The 17,787-nt window shown below is 55.4% G+C and carries 14 protein-coding genes; 13 read left to right on the forward strand and 1 reads right to left on the reverse strand.

The window, feature by feature from the left end; genetic code table 11:
* The 4 genes from F552_RS18240 to F552_RS0102180 all read left to right on the forward strand — a co-directional run.
* Positions 1-399 (forward strand): sarcosine oxidase subunit gamma (locus tag F552_RS18240; protein ID WP_018150071.1); only part of this gene is annotated, 399 nt, incomplete at its 5' end.
* A gap of 30 nt (positions 400-429) precedes the next feature.
* A complete protein-coding gene (locus F552_RS0102170) occupies positions 430-1,719 on the forward strand; it encodes a serine hydroxymethyltransferase (RefSeq protein WP_018150072.1) in 1,290 nt (429 codons plus the stop codon).
* Between the two features lie 126 nt (positions 1,720-1,845).
* Complete coding sequence (locus F552_RS0102175; protein ID WP_018150073.1) at positions 1,846-2,817, forward strand: dipeptidase; 972 nt, start codon at positions 1,846-1,848, stop codon at positions 2,815-2,817.
* 255 nt (positions 2,818-3,072) lie between these two features.
* On the forward strand, positions 3,073-3,927 hold the full coding sequence (locus F552_RS0102180) for a glycine betaine ABC transporter substrate-binding protein (RefSeq protein WP_018150074.1): 855 nt from the start codon (positions 3,073-3,075) through the stop codon (positions 3,925-3,927).
* A 112-nt stretch (positions 3,928-4,039) separates the two neighbouring features.
* Here F552_RS0102180 and F552_RS0102185 read toward each other — a convergent pair whose 3' ends face one another.
* Complete coding sequence (locus tag F552_RS0102185) at positions 4,040-5,932, reverse strand: putative bifunctional diguanylate cyclase/phosphodiesterase (RefSeq protein ID WP_169333556.1); 1,893 nt, start codon at positions 5,930-5,932, stop codon at positions 4,040-4,042.
* 431 nt (positions 5,933-6,363) lie between these two features.
* Here F552_RS0102185 and F552_RS0102195 point away from each other — a divergent pair, with 431 nt between their 5' ends.
* The 9 genes from F552_RS0102195 (at position 6,364) to F552_RS0102235 (ending at position 17,667) form a co-directional block, all read left to right on the forward strand.
* Positions 6,364-6,897: a DUF5943 domain-containing protein gene (locus F552_RS0102195; RefSeq protein ID WP_026182319.1), complete on the forward strand. Its 534-nt coding sequence runs from the start codon at positions 6,364-6,366 to the stop codon at positions 6,895-6,897.
* A gap of 11 nt (positions 6,898-6,908) precedes the next feature.
* On the forward strand, positions 6,909-8,969 hold the full coding sequence (locus tag F552_RS0102200; protein ID WP_018150078.1) for an NADH:flavin oxidoreductase: 2,061 nt from the start codon (positions 6,909-6,911) through the stop codon (positions 8,967-8,969).
* A 1-nt stretch (position 8,970) separates the two neighbouring features.
* Entirely contained in the window at positions 8,971-10,854 is a 1,884-nt protein-coding gene (locus F552_RS0102205; protein WP_018150079.1) for a (Fe-S)-binding protein, read from the forward strand.
* Between the two features lie 11 nt (positions 10,855-10,865).
* Positions 10,866-11,975, forward strand: a complete 1,110-nt coding sequence (locus F552_RS0102210; protein WP_018150080.1) for an electron transfer flavoprotein subunit alpha/FixB family protein — start codon at positions 10,866-10,868, stop codon at positions 11,973-11,975.
* A 5-nt stretch (positions 11,976-11,980) separates the two neighbouring features.
* A complete protein-coding gene (locus F552_RS0102215; protein ID WP_018150081.1) occupies positions 11,981-12,745 on the forward strand; it encodes a hypothetical protein in 765 nt (254 codons plus the stop codon).
* Between the two features lie 28 nt (positions 12,746-12,773).
* Positions 12,774-14,021, forward strand: coding sequence for an aromatic ring-hydroxylating oxygenase subunit alpha (locus tag F552_RS0102220; RefSeq protein WP_018150082.1), 1,248 nt, complete (start codon positions 12,774-12,776; stop codon positions 14,019-14,021).
* 2 nt (positions 14,022-14,023) lie between these two features.
* On the forward strand, positions 14,024-15,133 hold the full coding sequence (locus tag F552_RS0102225; protein WP_018150083.1) for an FAD-binding oxidoreductase: 1,110 nt from the start codon (positions 14,024-14,026) through the stop codon (positions 15,131-15,133).
* Positions 15,134-15,623: 490 nt separating this feature from the next.
* A complete protein-coding gene (locus tag F552_RS0102230; protein ID WP_018150085.1) occupies positions 15,624-16,802 on the forward strand; it encodes a quaternary amine ABC transporter ATP-binding protein in 1,179 nt (392 codons plus the stop codon).
* Positions 16,803-16,818: 16 nt separating this feature from the next.
* Positions 16,819-17,667, forward strand: coding sequence for an ABC transporter permease (locus F552_RS0102235; protein ID WP_051078245.1), 849 nt, complete (start codon positions 16,819-16,821; stop codon positions 17,665-17,667).
* Positions 17,668-17,787 lie beyond the last annotated feature (120 nt).

Consider the following 17,787-nt stretch of genomic DNA (forward strand, 5'->3'; position numbering starts at 1 on the left):
ATCTGGCTGTCGCCGGACGAATGGCTGATTACCGGCCCGAAAGGTGGCAACACCGCGCTGATCAACGCGCTGGAAGAAGCCCTGAAAGGCCAGCACGTGCAGGTTGCCGACAACTCCGGTGGCTACACCATGGCCTACCTGACCGGCAAGGAGCACGTCACGGCGCTGCGTCACCTGGGGGTGTACGACTTCGAGAGCATTGCACCGGGTCAGGCGATCAGTACCGTGCTGACCAAGATCAACGTGACGGTGTACCGTCATGACGACAAGGGATGCTTTGTGATCTTCCGGAGAAGCTTTGCGGATTACGTGTGGCGGATTCTGGAGCGGGTATCGCGTCCGTACGGGTTTGGGGTATGTGCGGTGTCGTCCGAGCTCGGGTTGGCTGCCGCTGAGTAAGTGTCGTTTATGTTGTAAAGGGTCATTGCGGTGTCATTAACGGAAGTGGAAGCATTTTTTCAGACGGATTTGACACACAGTGACCCTGTCATTGCGGATTTGTTATTGCAGGAATCGGGGCGTCAGTCGGACCAGATCGGACTGATCGCGTCGGAAAACCTGGTATCCAGAGCGGTGATCGAGGCACAGGCATCGGTCATTGCCAACAAGTATGCCGAGGGTTATCCGGGGCGCCGCTATTACGCTGGTTGCCGCTTTGCAGACGAAATAGAACAACTGGCGATCGAGCGGGCCAAAGCCTTGTTTGATTGCCGCTTTGCCAATGTCCAGCCCCATTCCGGGGCACAAGCCAACAGTGCCGTGATGCTGGCCTTGCTGCAGCCGGGCGATACCGTATTGGGGATGTCGCTCGAGGCGGGTGGCCACCTGACGCACGGCGCTCGCGTCACGCTATCGGGCAAGTGGTTTCATGCCGTGCATTACGGTGTGCGTCAAGATACCTGCGAAATCGACTACGATGAGGTCGAGCGACTGGCCGGGCAGCACAAACCGCGGCTGATCATTGCCGGTTACTCGGCTTACCCGCGCCGTATCGACTGGGCCAGGTTCCGTGCCATTGCAGATGCGGTTGGGGCTTATCTAATGGTCGACATGGCCCATATCGCCGGGCTGGTCGCTGCGGGCTTGCACGATAGCCCGGTGCCGTACGCCCATGTGGTGACATCTGCCTCTCATCAAACGCTGCGCGGTCCGCGCGGCGGTTTCATTTTATCTAACGACGAAGACATTGCCCGCCAGATCAATGCGGCCGTGTTTCCCGGTATTCAGGGCGGGCCGATGATGCATGTGATTGCCGGTAAGGCTGTTGCATTTGCCGAAGCCTCGCAACCGGCTTTTCGCCACTATGCGCGGTCCGTGCTGGAAAATGCCCAGGCGATTGGCGCAGTGCTGAAAGAAGGCGGCGTGGATCTGGTCACCCAAGGGACCGATAACCATCTGCTGCTGGTAGACCTGCGTCCCAAAGGCTTGTGGGGCAATCAGGCGGAGGTGGCGCTGGAGCGGGTCGGAATCACCTGCAACAAGAACGGGATTCCGTTTGATACGGCACCACCGACCATTGCTTCTGGCATTCGTCTGGGGACGCCATCCGGCACCAGCCGGGGGTTTGGCGTGGTCGAATTCCAGCGGATTGGTGAATTGGTGCTGGCGGTGCTGGCCGGTTTGCAGATCCAGTCTCAAGGCCATGCGGATACCGAACGCCGCGTCCGGGACGAAGTTGCTCTGCTTTGTCGTCGCTTTCCGGTGTATACGTCGAATTAACAGTTTTTCATGTCGCACAAACGATGGTTGCCAAGCCGGTTTTAAACGACAGTTAGGTCAACCGATTTTTTGTGTCATACAGGCGATGGTGTTTTGACCCGTCGCATCTGTTAAGGAGATGAATGCATGTCAAACGTATTTGAGAGCAGTATTGTCATTGATGGTCTGATCATCGCCAAATGGGGTCGTGAAGTCTTTGAAGACATGCGCCGCGGCGGTTTGACTGCTGCCAACTGTACCGTCTCGGTCTGGGATGGTTTCCAGGGTACGGTCAACAATATTGCCAACATGAAAAAGATGATTGGCGAGAACTCCGACCTGCTGACACTGGTGCGCAGTACCGATGACATCCTGGAATCCAAACAAGCCAACAAGACTGGCATTATCCTCGGTTTCCAGAATTCTCATGCGTTTGAAGACAACCTCGGTTATATCGAAGCTTTCTGGGACATGGGCGTGCGCGTTTCCCAGCTGTGTTACAACACACAGAACCTGATCGGCACCGGCTGTTACGAGCGTGACGGCGGTTTGTCCGGTTATGGCCGCGAAGTGATTGCCGAGATGAACCGTGTGGGCATGATGGTGGATTTGTCACACGTGGGCAGCAAAACTTCTGAAGAGGCCATTCTGGAATCCAAAAAGCCTGTGTGCTACTCGCATTGCGCACCACTGGGCCTGAAAGAGCATCCTCGCAACAAGAGCGATGAAGAACTGAAGTTCATTGCTGATCACGGTGGTTTCATCGGCGTGACCATGTTCCCTCCGTTCCTCAAGCGCGGTATCGAGGCAACGATTGATGACTACGTGGAAGCCATGGATTACATCATCAATATCGTGGGTGAAGACTGTGTCGGTTTTGGTACCGACTTTACCCAGGGTTACGACAAAGGCTTCTTTGACTGGTTGACACACGACAAAGGCCGTTACCGCCGTCTGACCAGCTTTGGCAAGATCAAAAACCCGGAAGGCATCGAGACCATTGGCGAAACGCCAAACCTCGCCATTGCCATGGAAAAAGCAGGCTGGGGCGAACGCAAGATCAGAAAGGTGCTGGGCGAGAACTGGCTCCGTACCTTCAAGGATGTCTGGGGCAGTTAATACGCTCCTTTATGGGTCGCCCCGATGGGGCGACCATTTTTTTGCAAAATAATATGTAGAATTTTGTTTAAAATATGTAATAAGTTCGTCGATACTATTGTAACTTCTGTTAAATGTAACTAAATTAAGCCTATAAGTAGCGTATTACCAGACAATGTTTACCGAGAAGTGCATCTAAGCACCATCCAAAATATCAAAGTAGTTTTATGTTCGTAGTTACCACTCGTTGTAGTCTTAATCAGGAGAGATTTTAAGATGAACAAGATGCGCAGATTGTTTGGTTTAAGTACGATTGCTCTGGCTGTATTGGGTTCTGGTGTCGCATTTGCGGCCGACAAGCCAGAAATCAAAATCGGTTACGTAGAAGGCTGGTCTGATAGCGTGGCAACCACTAACGTGGCCGCTACCATTATCCGTACCAAGCTGGGCTACCCGGTCAAACTGGTGCCGGTTGCTGCCGGTATCATGTGGGGCGGCGTTGCTCGCGGCGATCTGGATGTCACACTGTCTGCCTGGCTGCCTGGTACGCACGAAGCGTACTACAAGCAGTACAAAGACAAGGTAACGATTCTGGGTACCAACTACGCAGGTGCCAAGATCGGTCTGATTGTGCCAGCGTACGTAACGGCAAAAACCATTGGTGATCTGGAAGGCCAGAAAGCTGCATTTGATGGCCGCATCGTGGGTATTGATGCCGGTGCTGGCGTGATGAAGCACACCGAAGAAGCGATCAAGGCTTATGGTCTTAGCCTGAAACTGTTGCCAAGCTCTGGTCCAGGCATGGCGTCAGAACTGGCACGTTCCATCAAGGAAAACAAAGCCATTGCGGTGACCGGCTGGATTCCGCACTGGATGTTTGCCAAGTGGAAACTGAAATTCCTGGAAGATCCAAAGAAAGTATTTGGTGAAGAAGAGCACGTAGATACGGTGGCTAACCCTGGTCTGGCTACTAAAGCACCAGATGTAGCTGCTTTCCTGAAGAAATTCTCCTGGAATGGTCCTGAAATCGGTGGCGTGATGCTGGCGGTTGAAAATGGTGCCAAACCTGCTCCTGCTGCCGAAAAATGGGTTGCAGAGCATCAGGCACGTGTTGGCGAATGGCTGAAATAAGCTGACGTTTTAGCAGAATGAAAACGCCGCGGTTCTTGAATGAACCGCGGCGTTTTTTATGGTGCTGATGATGGCATCGAGCCCTGTCTGCTGTGCAGCAGGGGGCACCGGTTTATTTCATGATGGCGCCAGCCTGATAGGCGATCAGCTCGCTGAGTTGCTCAGGCGGCATGGCGGCATAAAACAGGAATCCCTGTCCCAGCACGCAACCCATTTCGATCAGCGCCTGGCGCTGGGCCTCGGTCTCTATCCCTTCGGCCACCACTTCCAGTCCCAGGGTTTGTGCCAGCTTGATGATGGCTTCTACGATCTTGCGGGCGTTTTGCTCTTTGAGCATGCCAGCCACAAAGGCCCGGTCGATTTTTAGCCGGGTAACCGGCAGTTTTTGCAGGTGTGCCAGGCACGAGTACCCTGTCCCGAAATCGTCGATCGCAATATGTACCCCGTGCGCCCTTAGCTGCCTTAGGGTCTCGCTGGCCTGAGCCGGGTCTTTCATCAGCATGCTCTCGGTAATTTCCAGAGAGACACTGGCCGGGTTCAGCCCGCTTTCATTCAATAACTGGATGATGTCACCAGCCAGGGTTTCCTGCTCAAAATCAACGGCAGACAGGTTGACCGCAATCGAGATGGGTTTGTGCATCTCGTTCCAGCACTGGACGTGGCTAAATGCCATCCGGCGTGTCCAGTGGTCCAGTTCGTGGATCATGCCGCTGCTTTCGGCGACCGGAATGAAGCGGTCTGGCGATACCGGCCCCAGTTTTTCGTTGGTCCAGCGCAGCAGCGCCTCGGCGCTGACGATATTGGCAGTTTTCAGTTCGACAATCGGCTGATAGTGCACCTTGAATTCGGCGCGGGTAAGCGCCTGCCGTAGCTGATTGTCGATTTCCAGGCGCTCCTTCACTTCCGGAATCAGGTCACTATTATAGAAGTTCAGTTTGCCGCGGCCGGATTGCTTGGCTTGCAGCAAGGCTATGTCTGCATGCTTTAACAGCACGTCTGCGCTGTCGGCATCGTCCGGATATGTGGCGACGCCGATGGTGCCGGTCAGCTTGATGGTCTGGTCTCCGTCGCGGAAAGGCGTCTTGATGCCATGCTGTACCCGGTCGATCAATACCGGTATGACGTGGGGTGAATACGGTTCGTCCGCGATGATGGCGAATTCGTCTCCGCCAATACGGGCGATGGTCCGGTGCTCGCCCAGATTTTCGCTCAGGCGCTTGGCCAGTGTACTGAGGATACGGTCACCGGTTGCGTGACCGAGTACATCATTGACGGTCTTGAAACCGTCAATCCCCAGCAAGATCAGGTGCACCTGATGGTTGTTGTTGCTGGCGCGGGCAATGGCTTGTACCAGCCGGTCTTCAAACAGACGCCGGTTAGGAAGTTCGGTGAGGGTGTCAAACTGCAGCAGGTGCTGAATCTTGCTCTGGTACTGAAAGCGCAACCGGGCGTCTCGGATGATGACGGCAACCTGTTTATCGGTGGTGCCAGGCATCGGATTAAGAGAGATCTCAATGGGGACGTGCTCGCCGCACTTGTGCTTGCCTTCCAGGATGGGGCGATGGCCCATGGGTTTGTGTGCCGGATGTTTCATGAACGAGCTGGCGAGATGGTCGTGGCTGTTCTTGATGTGATCCGGTAGCAACATGTTGATGCTGGAACCGGTCAGCTCTTGTGTCGTATAGCCAAACAACTGACTGACAGCCTGATTGGCCAGTACGATATTCATGCGCTCGTCGACAATCATCACGCCATCTACCGTTGCGCCAAACAGGGCTTGGTAATGCTGTTCCGAGAGGCTGAACGAACGCAGCAGCTCGTTGAGTTTGGCTAATTGTTCCTGTGCCACAAATGGCGTGGAAATCTGGTTTTGCCGGATATTGCCGTTCTTGACGGCGGTAAACGTATCCACAATATGCGATAGCGATGCACGCATGTGCCGATCCAGCATGCGAACGCTATAAATGACCAGCAGCGTGCCGCCCAGAATCAGGATGTAGCTCATGCTGCCGGCGCCTGATGTGAACATCGATCTGCTGACACCAGCCAGTATCATCAGTAATGCCATCAATAGAAGCCAGAATGGCACGCTCTTTCTCAGGAGGGGGGAGGTCCATTGGGTTTGCAAATCAGCTCCATCATGGGTCTGTGTGATTTTTCTTGGGGATTGTTTTTTTCGGCCCATCTTACCTGCGTATATCTGCCTTGTGATGGCATGTCACGAATTTTGATCAAACTTTGGCCAAATTTAACCTGGATCAAAAAACCGGCCAATCGTCCGGAAAATGCCAATAAACGACGAATGGTCGTCGCGCGGCAAAAAACTGTCGCCAAAGCGGTATTGCCAGCGGCGCTTGTCCGGCAACATGCATGCATCTGAATGAAGTTCGCATTTGTTATGCGGATACTTTTTTGCAACTGCCAGGGGAGCGAGACATGCAACCACAAGTGCCTATCGATGTAGATCCACAAACCGGTGTTTGGTCCACCAACGGCTTGCCGATGCTCTATGTGCCAAGACATTTCTTTGTCAACAATCACCGTGCCGTCGAAACCGTACTGGGCCAGGACGAATACGCCCAGATTCTTTACGATGCCGGCTACCGCTCTGCTTATTTCTGGTGTGACAGCGAATCCAAAACCCACGGCCTGCAAGGCATGCCAGTGTTTGAACACTATCTGAACCGCTTGTCACAACGCGGCTGGGGCCAGTTCTCTTTCATCGATGCCAATGAAGAAACCGGTCATGCACATATCCGTCTGGACAACTCTGCCTTTGTACTGGCTCAGGGCGTTGCCGGCATTCCTAAAACCGACAACAAAGCGTGCTATATGTTTGCAGGCTGGTTTGCCGGTGCCATGGACTGGGTGGGTGAACATACCGGTCGTGATTACCGTACGGTGAGTACCGAAACCCAATGTGCCGGTGAAGGGTTTGATCACTGTGTATTTACCGTTGAGCCGAAATAACGAGGTAGGCCATGCGTTATCCAAATCTATTTGCGCCCATTACGCTAAATAAACTCACCATCCGTAACCGGGTGGTGAGTACGGCGCACGCCGAAGTGTACGCAGAACCAGGCGGTTTGCCTGGTGACCGCTACATCCGTTACTACGAAGAGAAAGCCAAGGGCGGTCTCGGTCTGGCCATCTGTGGTGGTTCCAGCCCGGTGTCCATCGACAGCCCGCAAAGCTGGTGGAAGTCGGTCAACCTGTCGACCGATGACATCATTGATCCGCTGAACCGTCTGGCCGAAGCCATGCATCGCCACGGTGCCAAGATCATGATCCAGGCTACCCATATGGGTCGCCGCTCCAGCTACTATGGCGAACACTGGCCACATCTGGTCAGCCCTTCCGGTATTCGCGAGCCTGTGCACCGGGGTAACGCAAAAACCATCGAAACCGAAGAAATCCGTCGCATCATCGCCGACTTTGCCCAGGCTGCACGCCGGGTCAAGGCATCTGGCCTCGATGGCATCGAGATTTCTGCGGCTCACCAGCATCTGATCGACCAGTTCTGGAGCCCGCGTACCAACTTCCGTACCGATGAATGGGGCGGCAGCCTGGAAAACCGCATGCGCTTTGGCGTGGAAGTCCTGAAAGCCGTACGCGAAGAAGTTGGCGCAGATTTCTGTGTCGGCCTGCGTATGTGCGGTGACGAATTCCATGAAGACGGCTTGTCTCATGAAATGCTGAAAGAAATCGCCCAGGCCATGTCCGAAAGCGGTTTGATCGACTATCTGTCCGTCGTGGGTTCTGGTGCAGATACGCACAACACGCTAGCAAACTGCATGCCGCCAATGGCCTTGCCACCAGAGCCGTTTGTGCACCTGGCTGCCGGCATCAAGTCCGTGTCCAAAGTGCCGGTCATGCACGCCCAGAGTATTCGCGACCCTAACCAGGCCGAGCGGATTCTGGCCAGCGGCATGGTCGACATGGTAGGTATGACCCGTGCGCACATTGCCGATCCGTATCTGGTCACCAAGATTCGTGATGGTCGTGAAGACCAGATCAAGCAGTGTGTGGGTGCAAACTATTGTATTGACCGTCAGTATCACGGTCAGGACGTGTTGTGTGTGCAAAACGCGGCCACCAGCCGTGAAGCCACCATGCCGCACGTGTTCGAAAAAGCCCCGTTGAAGCGCAAAGTGGTGGTGGTCGGCGGTGGTCCAGCCGGTCTGGAAGCCGCTCGTGTCGCCCGTGAACGTGGTCATGACGTGGTGTTGTTCGAGAAGAACGACCAGGTCGGTGGTCAGGTCAATCTGGCGGCCAAGGCACCACAACGCGAACAGATGGCAGGTATCATCCGCTGGTTCGACATGGAAACCAAACGCCTAGGCGTCGATCGTCGTCTGGGTGTAGCTGCTACCAAAGAGATGATTCTGGCCGAACAGCCAGACATCGTGGTACTGGCCACCGGTGGCCGTCCGTTCTCTGAACAGGTCGCTGGCTGGGGGGTGGCAGAAGGTCTGGCCGTGACCGGCTGGGATATCCTGTCTGGCAAGGTAGCACCCGCCGAGAATGTACTGGTCTATGACTCCATGAGTGCGCATGCCGGTTTTGGCGTGGCGGACTTCATGGCCAACCGCGGCAGCAAGGTCGAGATCGTCACGCCTGACGTCAAGGTGGGTGATGACACTGGTGGTACCACGTTCCCGATCTTCTATCGTCGCATGTACGCCAACGGCATCATCCCGACACCTAACTACTGGCTGGACCGCGTGTACGAAGAAGACGGCAAGAAAATCGCCGTGCTGCGCAACGAGTACACCGAGGCGCTGGAAGAGCGCGCAGTGGACCAGGTCGTGATCGAAAACGGGATTACCCCGAATGACGGCTTGTACTGGGAACTGAAAGATCAGTCGGTCAACAAAGGCCAGACCGATGTTCATACCCTGTTTGCATCCAAGCCTCAGCCATCACTGACTGAATCACTGGGTAATGGGCGCTTCCTGTTGTTCCGGGTGGGCGATTGCATTTCTATGCACAACATCCATGGTGCGATCTACGACGCACTGAGGCTGGTTAAGGACTTCTAATATGGGCACATCTCTTGCTCATGCGTTGACAGGACTCTTCTGGCTGACCATACTTGTGCTGATTGGCGGTCTCGTCCGCCGCTCGGCCTTGTGGCGACAGGGCAGGGCAGCACCATTTGCATGGTCTGCTTTGCTGGCAGTCCCAAAGCGCTATTTTGTCGATTTACATCACGTAGTGGCACGCGAGCCATTTATTGCCAGGGTACACGTGGCAACTGCCGGGGGGGCGGTTGCCGTGCTGGGACTGGTAGCACTGAACTACGGTCTGATGCTATATCAGACCTGGCTCGACTACGTGATTCTTTTCTTCTCACTGGTGATGCTGGCGGGGTCGGTGGCTGTATGGCACCGTCGCCGCAACGCCCCGGCCCGTTTGTCTAAAGGGGCCTGGAATCGCCTGCCGTTAAACCTGATTGCGTTCTCGGTCGGTATGGCCGTGCTGATGGTGACCCATGCAGCCGCTTCTGCCTACATCATTGCCGTACTGGCATTGCTGGGGGTACTGGCGGGCGCCATCGAGTTTGCTCGTGGCATTGGTGCGGGTGGTCCGATGAAGCACGCGGTTGCCGGTTTGCTGCATCTGGCATTCCATCCGCGTCAGGACCGTTTTGCCGGCAAATTGTCTACCGATCTGAAACCGCTGGATCTGGACAAGGGTGATTTTGGTGTGGCCAAGCCATCCGATTTTGCCTGGAACCGCCTGCTGTCATTCGACGCCTGTGTACAGTGCGGCAAATGCGAGGCAGCCTGCCCTGCATTTGCAGCGGGTCAGTCGCTTAACCCGAAAAAACTGATTCAGGACATGGTAGTCGGCATGGTGGGTGGCAGCGATGCCAGCTTTGCCGGTAGTCCATACCCGGGCAAGCCGGTGGGTCAGCACAGTGGCGCGCCAGACCAGCCGATTGTCTCCGGCCTGGTAGACCCAGACACGCTATGGTCATGCACCACTTGCCGTGCCTGTGTGCAAGAGTGCCCGATGCTGATCGAACATGTGGACACCATCGTCAACCTGCGTCGCAACATCACCCTGACCACCGGTAACGTACCCAACAAAGGTGCCGAGGCGCTGGAAAACCTGCGTACCACCGATACCGTCGGCGGTTATCCGGTGGACGTGCGTTACAACTGGTCTATTGATATGGATGTACCCGTTTTGAAAGCGGGTGAACAGACCGACTGGCTGCTGATTGCCGGTGAAGGTGCCTTCGACATGCGTTACCAGCGTGCCCTGCGTGCACTGGTCAAGGTACTGAAACACGCTGGTGTGAAGTTTGCCGTACTGGGTGCTGCCGAGCGCGATTGCGGTGACCTGGCACGTCGTCTGGGGGATGAAGCCACCTTCCAGCGTCTGGCCAAGGAAAACATCGGCCTGCTCAAAGGCATGAAGTTCAAACATATCGTGACGCCTGATCCGCACGTGTTCCATTGTCTGAAAAATGAATATCCGGCATTTGGTGGCCAGTTTGACGTGCATCACCACAGCCAGGTGATTCAGGACCTGATGAAGGGTAACCGTGTGCGCCTGAAAGCGCCGGTCGCTGCGACGCCAGACTTTACCTACCATGACCCGTGCTATCTGGGCCGTTACAACGGTGAAACCGATGCACCGCGCAATGTCCTGAAAGGCATTGGCATCAAGGTGGTCGAAATGGAACGCTCCGGCATGAAGGCACGCTGCTGCGGTTGGGGCGGAGGCTCTGCGTTTACCGATATTCCGGGTGAGGCACGTATTTCCGATATGCGGATGCAGGACGTGAAAGCCACTGGCGCCAGCAAGGTAGCCGTTGCCTGTCCGAACTGCACGGCCATGCTTGAAGGTGTCGTGGGGGACCGTCCGGACGTGGTGGAACTGGCTGAACTGGTCGCAGAGCGACTGGCTGACTGAGGGACATAAGCATGCAAGAGATGCATTCCATTCCTCGCATTGATCCGCGCCGTCCGTACATCATCGGGCCAAGCGGACTCAAGCGAATTATTCTGGGCGCAGAAACCGGTATGCGTGACCCGATGCAGGTAGCGGGTCACGATGAAGGTAAGAAACCGTTCCGTACCACTGCCGTGACAACCAGAAATACACTGGTAGTCGTACACAGTGACCGTGGCGCGCTGGATGAGCATGCCAAGCAGAGTATTGCTGGTGCGTGCCTGTTGTCTGGCCCGGACACCGCCGTGGTGGTGGCCGTGCTGGGTACCTGTAACGATGACCTGGCCGTACTGGGGGCAGACCGTGTCGTGGTATTGCCTTCGCTGGATGTCAGCCGTTACTCGCCAGAAGCGACACAGGCCGCCATGAAAGCACTGTGGGAGCAGTATGCCCCGGTGCGGCTCTTTATGCCGGACCGCGGTGCAGATGCAGAAGCCGGACGCCGTTTTGCCACCCGTATGGGTAAAACAGTGGCGACCGATGTGGTCGAACTGAACGATAAGCAAGTGCGCCGCTGGATTCCGGGCAACCAGTTTGCCGTGGCCGCCCTGACGGATGTGGTGCTGCTGGCCAGAAACGCCGCGGATACCACGCTGCCGTTTGTCGGCAAGGGTGAGGTAGCTGATGCGCCCGCACTGCCAACGGTCAGTGAAAAAATCAAAGACCTTGGAGTGGCGGCCAGCGCGCCAGAGAACGTGGCTCTGGAAGAAGCCGACGCCATTGTTTCTGCCGGTAACGGCATGCGCGACATGGATACCTTCAAGGCCTTGGCCGATGCGCTGGGCGCCGCAACCGGTGCGTCCCGCGTGGCCGTGGATGACGGTCGCTTCCCGCGACCCAAGCAGGTGGGGGCAACCGGTAAAACGGTGCAGTCCAGCATGTACATGGCCATCGGTATTTCCGGCGCGGTCCAGCATTTGCAAGGCATCAAGGATTGCCGTCATGTGATTGCGGTGAACCTGGATGAAAGCGCCCCGATTGTGAAACGGGCCAATCTGACCCTGATTGAAGACAGTACCGCTTTCATGAAAGCCCTGCTGAAACTGGTCAACGATGCCAAAGCGGCCAAAGGCAAGGAGTAACCGCAATGAGTACGAATGTAAAAGTTGCCGTACTGGTCACACCGGGCTTCCACCCGGTTAGCGGACGGCCTCGTCCCGCACAGGCAGATATTGCTGCCCTGGCACTGGGGCAGGATACGGGCGGCAAGCTAAGGGTGCTGACCGCAGGGACGCCCAGCGATGCTTCGCTGGATGGCTATCTGGGCCTGGGCGCCGGCGAGATTGAAGTACTGGGTGGCAACGTTGCCGATACGGCCAGCGTGCTGGCCAGTGCCCTGGCATCGCAAGACCTGATTTTGCTGGGCGGTCGTGCCGATGGTGGCGAAGCCAGCGGCTTGCTGCCCTATCAGCTGGCGGCTTTGCTGGATTTGCCGCTGGTGCCGGATGCACTGGAGATCCAGCTTTCCGGCAAGACGGCCCGGGTGACGCAATTCATGCCCAAAGGCCTGCGCCGGCAGGTAGAAGTTACTTTACCTGCCATTATCGCGGTTCATCCGCGTGCGCCGGTATCGGTCCAGTATGCCTTTGCCCGTGCCAAACAGGGTAAGCTGCTGCATAGCCGCACCGGTTCAACCGGTAAAGTGGCCTCTTTCTGGCAATACGAGGCCGCAACACGCCGCCCGTTGCCCCTAAAAGCCAAGCTCAAACAGAGTGGTCATGCCCGTATGCTGGGCGCCATTGCCAGTGATGACGGCAAAACTGGCGGTCAGGTCGTGAAAACAGGTGATGCGGTCGCAAAAGCGCAAGTTGTTCTGGACTACCTGCGCGAACATCGTCTCATTGATTTTTGATTGCTGCCACGTTTAGGAGACACCGCACATGAGTCAGGCACCTATCAACCTGCGTGAATTGCTGGCCCGCCGTAAAAAGGGTTACAGCCTCGAGGCCCCGTTTTATAACAGTCAGGAAGTGTTTGAAACTGACATGGAGCAGATTTTCGGCAAACACTGGATCTACGTTGGTGTAGAGCCTGATGTGCCGGAAGCCGGTGACTACATGACCATCCAGATTGGCAAGCAGCCAATCCTGATCATTCGTGATGATGACAACCAGATCCGTGCTTTCCACAACGTCTGCCGTCACCGTGGTTCACGCGTCTGTACGCATGACAAGGGCAGCACCGGTAACCTGGTGTGTCCTTACCACCAGTGGACTTACAACCTGGAAGGCAAGCTGCTGTTTGCAGAACACATGGGCGATGATTTTGATCCGTCAAAACACCGTCTGGCCCCTGTGCACCTGAAAAATGTCGCCGGCTTGCTGTTTATCTGCCTGGCAGAAAATCCGCCAGAAGATTTCCAGCATCTGGTCGACACCATGACCCCGTACATCGCGCCGCATAACATCGCCAATACCAAGATTGCCACCCAGATCGACATCATCGAAGAGGGCAACTGGAAACTGACGATGGAAAACAACCGCGAGTGCTACCACTGTACCGGTAACCATCCAGAGCTGACCATCTCCCTATATGCTTACAGTTACGGCTTTGCGCCAAGCGAAGATACCGATGAAGGTGTTCGCCAGTACGAAGAAATGGTCAAAGAACGCCACGCCAAGTGGGAGTCTTGTGGCCTGCCTTCGGCAGAAGTCGATTGCCTGGACTCTACCATCAGCGGTTTCCGCACCATGCGCATGCCACTGGACAAAGAAGGCCAGTCGCAAACCATGAATACCCAGGTTGCCTGCAAGAAGCTGCTGGCAGACTTTGCGGATCCGGCCATTGGCGGTCTGTCCTTCTGGACCCAGCCAAACAGCTGGCACCATTTCATGGCTGACCATATCGTGACCTTCAGCGTGATTCCGCTAGGTCCTGATAAAACCCTGGTCCGCACCAAATGGCTGGTGAACAAGGATGCGGTAGAAGGTGTAGATTACGACATCGAGAACCTGACCGCCGTCTGGAACGCAACCAACTCTCAGGACCGTTTCCTGGTAGAAGAATCGCAAAAAGGCAGCATGAGCCCGGAATATCTGCCAGGCCCATACTCTCCTTACACCGAAACACTGGTGGAGAAGTTCTCTAACTGGTACGTTAACCGCCTGACAGAACTGCTGGGTGACTAACCATGACAACTTTGACTTTGCCCGATTTCAGTAAACCCGCCGCCAAACAATGGAAAGCGGGTGTGGATGATACCGTGGTCTGTGTGGGCATCCGCCAGGAAACCCACGATGTGAAAACCTTTGTGTTCCGTAGTTCGGAACCGCGTCGGTTTGCCTATCATCCTGGCCAGTTCCTGACACTGGAGCTGCAAATTGAGGGTGAAACGGTCAACCGTTGTTACACACTGTCCAGTACGCCAACCCGTCCGGATGCCGTGTCGATTACGGTCAAGCGCGTACCGGGCGGCATGGTCTCCAACTGGCTGCACGACAACCTGAAGGTGGGGGATCGCGTCAGCGTGCTCGGCCCGGCGGGGGAGTTCAGCTCGTTCTCCCTTGCACCAGACGCACCCAAGTACCTGTACTTGTCTGCCGGTAGCGGCATTACGCCACTGATGTCCATGAGCCGTGCGCACGTGGATATCAGCAGCAACCGTGACATTGTGTTCATTCACAGTGCCAGAACACCGGCCGATGTGATTTTTGCCCGCGAGCTGCAGGCATTCTCCAAGCACCAGTCGGGTTTCCGGCATGCGGTAATTTGCGAGCGCCCGGGTGCGGACGGGGATTATGCCGGTTATCTGGGGTACCTGACGGCGCCCATGCTGCAGCTGATCGCTGCAGACTTTAAAGACCGGGAAATCTTCTGTTGTGGCCCTGGCCCTTACATGACGGCCGTGAAGAATGTGCTGCAAAACCTCGGTTTTGACATGGCACATTATCACGAAGAAAGTTTCTCGTTTGAAACCCTGACGGCTACCCCGGTTGCAGAACCGGAGGTGGTAGCACCGGCAGCAGGGGATGGTACGGGTGGTTTTAATATCTCGTTTACCAAAACGCCACTCAAGGTAACGTGCACGCCGCCTAAAACCATTCTGGCGGCGGCCAAAGAGGCTGGCATGCGCTTCCCTTCGTCTTGCGCGCAAGGCATGTGCGGCACCTGCAAGACCAAAATGGTGTCAGGCGAGGTAGAGATGAAGCACGGCGGCGGCATTCGTCAGCGCGAGATTGATCAGGGCTGGATTCTGCCTTGCTGCAGCATTCCTAAAACGGATGTTGTGCTGGACCGTTAAGCTATATACGTTTTTTTGTAGTGCATGTTGTTGGGTAATCACAGCTGCTGATACTTGGTAGGTCAGCAGCTGTTTTTTTATCCTGCCCTGGCGTGTCTGTTTTGTGCATGTCTGCCATGCAGAAATCAGGACCGCTGGCACGACATTTCCAGGGCTAGGCAACATGTTGCACATTGTTCCGGCAGAAGACAAATCAAGATTTGGCGCGGTTTCCAGGCGCGTGGCAGGCAATATGACCGGCGAGTTGTACTAAATAGCCACAATGTCGCCTGGGTTAAATTTTCTGTCGTTCTGTCATTGCTTGAAGGTGACTCAGACTTATATTGTTTCACTTGACGAATATCAAAGCGAGCTGCGCGTAGTTGTTGTCCGAAGCAGTTTGTCAAGCGTACTGAAGTTTTTTTGATGATTGTTTGGTTGGCTCACAGGCAGGGTTTGTCTGGTCGGGTAAGCACTAATACCCGGGCTTGTCAGATTCCGAGGAGGGGAGATGCAGCAGAGTAAGATTATTGTCGAGAATCTCTACAAGGTTTTCGGTCCGCAGCCGATGGATGCGGTTTCCCTGTTAAAGCAGGGCAAGAAAAAAGAAGAGATCTTCGAAAAAACGGGCCAGGTTGTCGGCGTGAACAATGTATCGTTCGAAGTCGGTGCTGGCGAGATTTTTGTGCTGATGGGCCTGTCCGGCTCCGGCAAGTCAACCTTGATCCGTCTGATCAACCGTCTGGTGGACCCCACCGATGGCAAGATCATCATCGACGGTGAAGATGTCGCCAAACTGCCACCCCAGAAGCTGGTCGATTTGCGCCGCAAAGACATGAGCATGGTGTTCCAGAGCTTTGCGCTGATGCCGCATCGCACCGTGATCGCCAACGCTGCATTCGGCCTGGAAGTTGCCGGCATGCCCAAGAAACAGCGCGAAATGCAAGCCATGACCGTGCTGGAGCAAGTAGGCCTGGCCGCGTTTGCCCACAAGTATCCGCACCAGTTGTCTGGCGGCATGCAGCAGCGTGTTGGTCTGGCACGTGCCTTGGCCGTCAACCCGTCACTGATGCTGATGGATGAAGCCTTCTCTGCACTTGACCCGCTCAAACGCTCTGAGATGCAAGACGTGTTGCTGAAGCTGCAACGCGAACATCGCCGTACCATTTTCTTTGTATCGCATGATCTGGAAGAAGCGCTGCGCATCGGTACCCGTATCGCCATCATGGAGGGCGGACGTCTGGTGCAGGTAGGTACTCCGCAAGAGATCGTGGAAAATCCGGCCGAAGATTACGTGCGTGACTTCTTCAAGAGCGTGGATACGTCTCGCTACCTGATGGCTAAAGACATGCTGGATTCACACGCCGTGCCGGTGTTCAAGCAGGGTGAAACCATTGAAAGCAGCCGTCTGAACGACTACGCCTGGTGCGTCTGTCTGTCCAAAGACAACCGCTTCCTCGGCCTGTTGCCAACCGAACGTGCCCAAGCCAGCATTGGCCAGTCGGTATCCATCGATAACCTGATTACCGTTGACTCCATCAGTCATCGCTCTGTTCTGCAAGACGTGCTGCCTAAACTGCTGGGCCAGCGTACACCGTTGCCAGTTCTGGATGATGATGGTCACTATACCGGCGTGCTGTCTGCCTATAGTGTGCTTACAAGAATTTCTCAGCGAGGCCTCCATGTCTGATTTTCTGAAAAATTTTATGGCTGACCCACATAGTTATTTCCCGCTGGGTGACTGGGTCAATGAGTTTGTTAAATACCTGCTGGACCACAACTCCAAGGCATTCGATGCCATCGGCAAGTCGGTAGACTTGTTTGCCGAAGGCATTGAACACGGCCTGTTGGTGATTCCGGTCTGGGCGATGATGGCCTTGTTCATCGGTATCGGCTTCTGGCGTCTGGGCTGGAAGTTTGCCACCTTTGTCTTTTTGTCTTTCGGACTGATTGTCGTAACGGGCTTCTGGGAGCAAACCATCGTCACGCTGGCGCTCACGGTTTCGTCTACGGTGCTTAGCCTGTTACTGGGCGTGCCGCTGGGTATCTGGTGTGCCAAGCGCAACCGGGTCAACCAGATCGTCCGGCCGATTCTGGACTTCTCGCAAACCATGCCAGCGTTTGTGTACCTGATTCCGGCCGCGATGTTCTTCGGCCTGGGTCGTGTACCAGGGATTCTGGCGACCGTGGTATTTGCCATGCCGCCAGCCGTCCGCCTGACCAACCTGGGTATTCGCCAGGTGAACAAGGAGCTGGTCGAAGCGGGTCATGCCTTTGGCTGTACACCGTTCCAGCTGCTGTACAAGGTACAGTTGCCAACCGCCTTGCCTGCCATCATGACAGGTGTTAACCAGACCATCATGATGGCCTTGTCGATGGTGATTATCGCCTCGATGGTGGGTGCCGGCGGTTTGGGTAACGATGTGCTGGCGTCCATTCAGCGTCTGGATGTCGGCCTGGGTTACGAAAGTGGTCTGGCCGTGGTGTTGCTGGCGATCATTCTGGACCGTATTACCGAGAGTTTTGGCGGTTCCAACAGCAGCAAACAGCAGTAAGTACAAAGGTAAGCATGCATTCACCCCGTCCCATGCCAACAGGTGTGGCCGGGGTGAATGCATGGTGCAGCACGGAAATTATGTTCTACGGTTTGGCTAATTTCAGATTGTTTTGGAATA

Source organism: Leeia oryzae DSM 17879 (assembly GCF_000376945.1).
GTDB classification, from domain to species: Bacteria; Pseudomonadota; Gammaproteobacteria; order Burkholderiales; family Leeiaceae; genus Leeia; species Leeia oryzae.

Excerpts from the sequence above, each read along its gene's own strand:
- F552_RS0102230 (WP_018150085.1), top strand. The coding sequence starts at position 15,624 with ATGCAGCAGAGTAAGATTATTGTCGAGAATCTCTACAAGGTTTTCGGT.
- F552_RS0102220 (WP_018150082.1), top strand. The coding sequence starts at position 12,774 with ATGAGTCAGGCACCTATCAACCTGCGTGAATTGCTGGCCCGCCGTAAA.
- F552_RS0102200 (WP_018150078.1), top strand. The coding sequence starts at position 6,909 with ATGCGTTATCCAAATCTATTTGCGCCCATTACGCTAAATAAACTCACC.
- F552_RS0102215 (WP_018150081.1), top strand. The coding sequence starts at position 11,981 with ATGAGTACGAATGTAAAAGTTGCCGTACTGGTCACACCGGGCTTCCAC.
- F552_RS0102185 (WP_169333556.1), bottom strand. The coding sequence starts at position 5,932 with ATGAGCTACATCCTGATTCTGGGCGGCACGCTGCTGGTCATTTATAGC.
- F552_RS0102225 (WP_018150083.1), top strand. The coding sequence starts at position 14,024 with ATGACAACTTTGACTTTGCCCGATTTCAGTAAACCCGCCGCCAAACAA.
- F552_RS0102205 (WP_018150079.1), top strand. The coding sequence starts at position 8,971 with ATGGGCACATCTCTTGCTCATGCGTTGACAGGACTCTTCTGGCTGACC.
- F552_RS0102235 (WP_051078245.1), top strand. The coding sequence starts at position 16,819 with ATGGCTGACCCACATAGTTATTTCCCGCTGGGTGACTGGGTCAATGAG.
- F552_RS0102195 (WP_026182319.1), top strand. The coding sequence starts at position 6,364 with ATGCAACCACAAGTGCCTATCGATGTAGATCCACAAACCGGTGTTTGG.
- F552_RS0102175 (WP_018150073.1), top strand. The coding sequence starts at position 1,846 with ATGTCAAACGTATTTGAGAGCAGTATTGTCATTGATGGTCTGATCATC.
- F552_RS0102210 (WP_018150080.1), top strand. The coding sequence starts at position 10,866 with ATGCAAGAGATGCATTCCATTCCTCGCATTGATCCGCGCCGTCCGTAC.
- F552_RS0102180 (WP_018150074.1), top strand. The coding sequence starts at position 3,073 with ATGAACAAGATGCGCAGATTGTTTGGTTTAAGTACGATTGCTCTGGCT.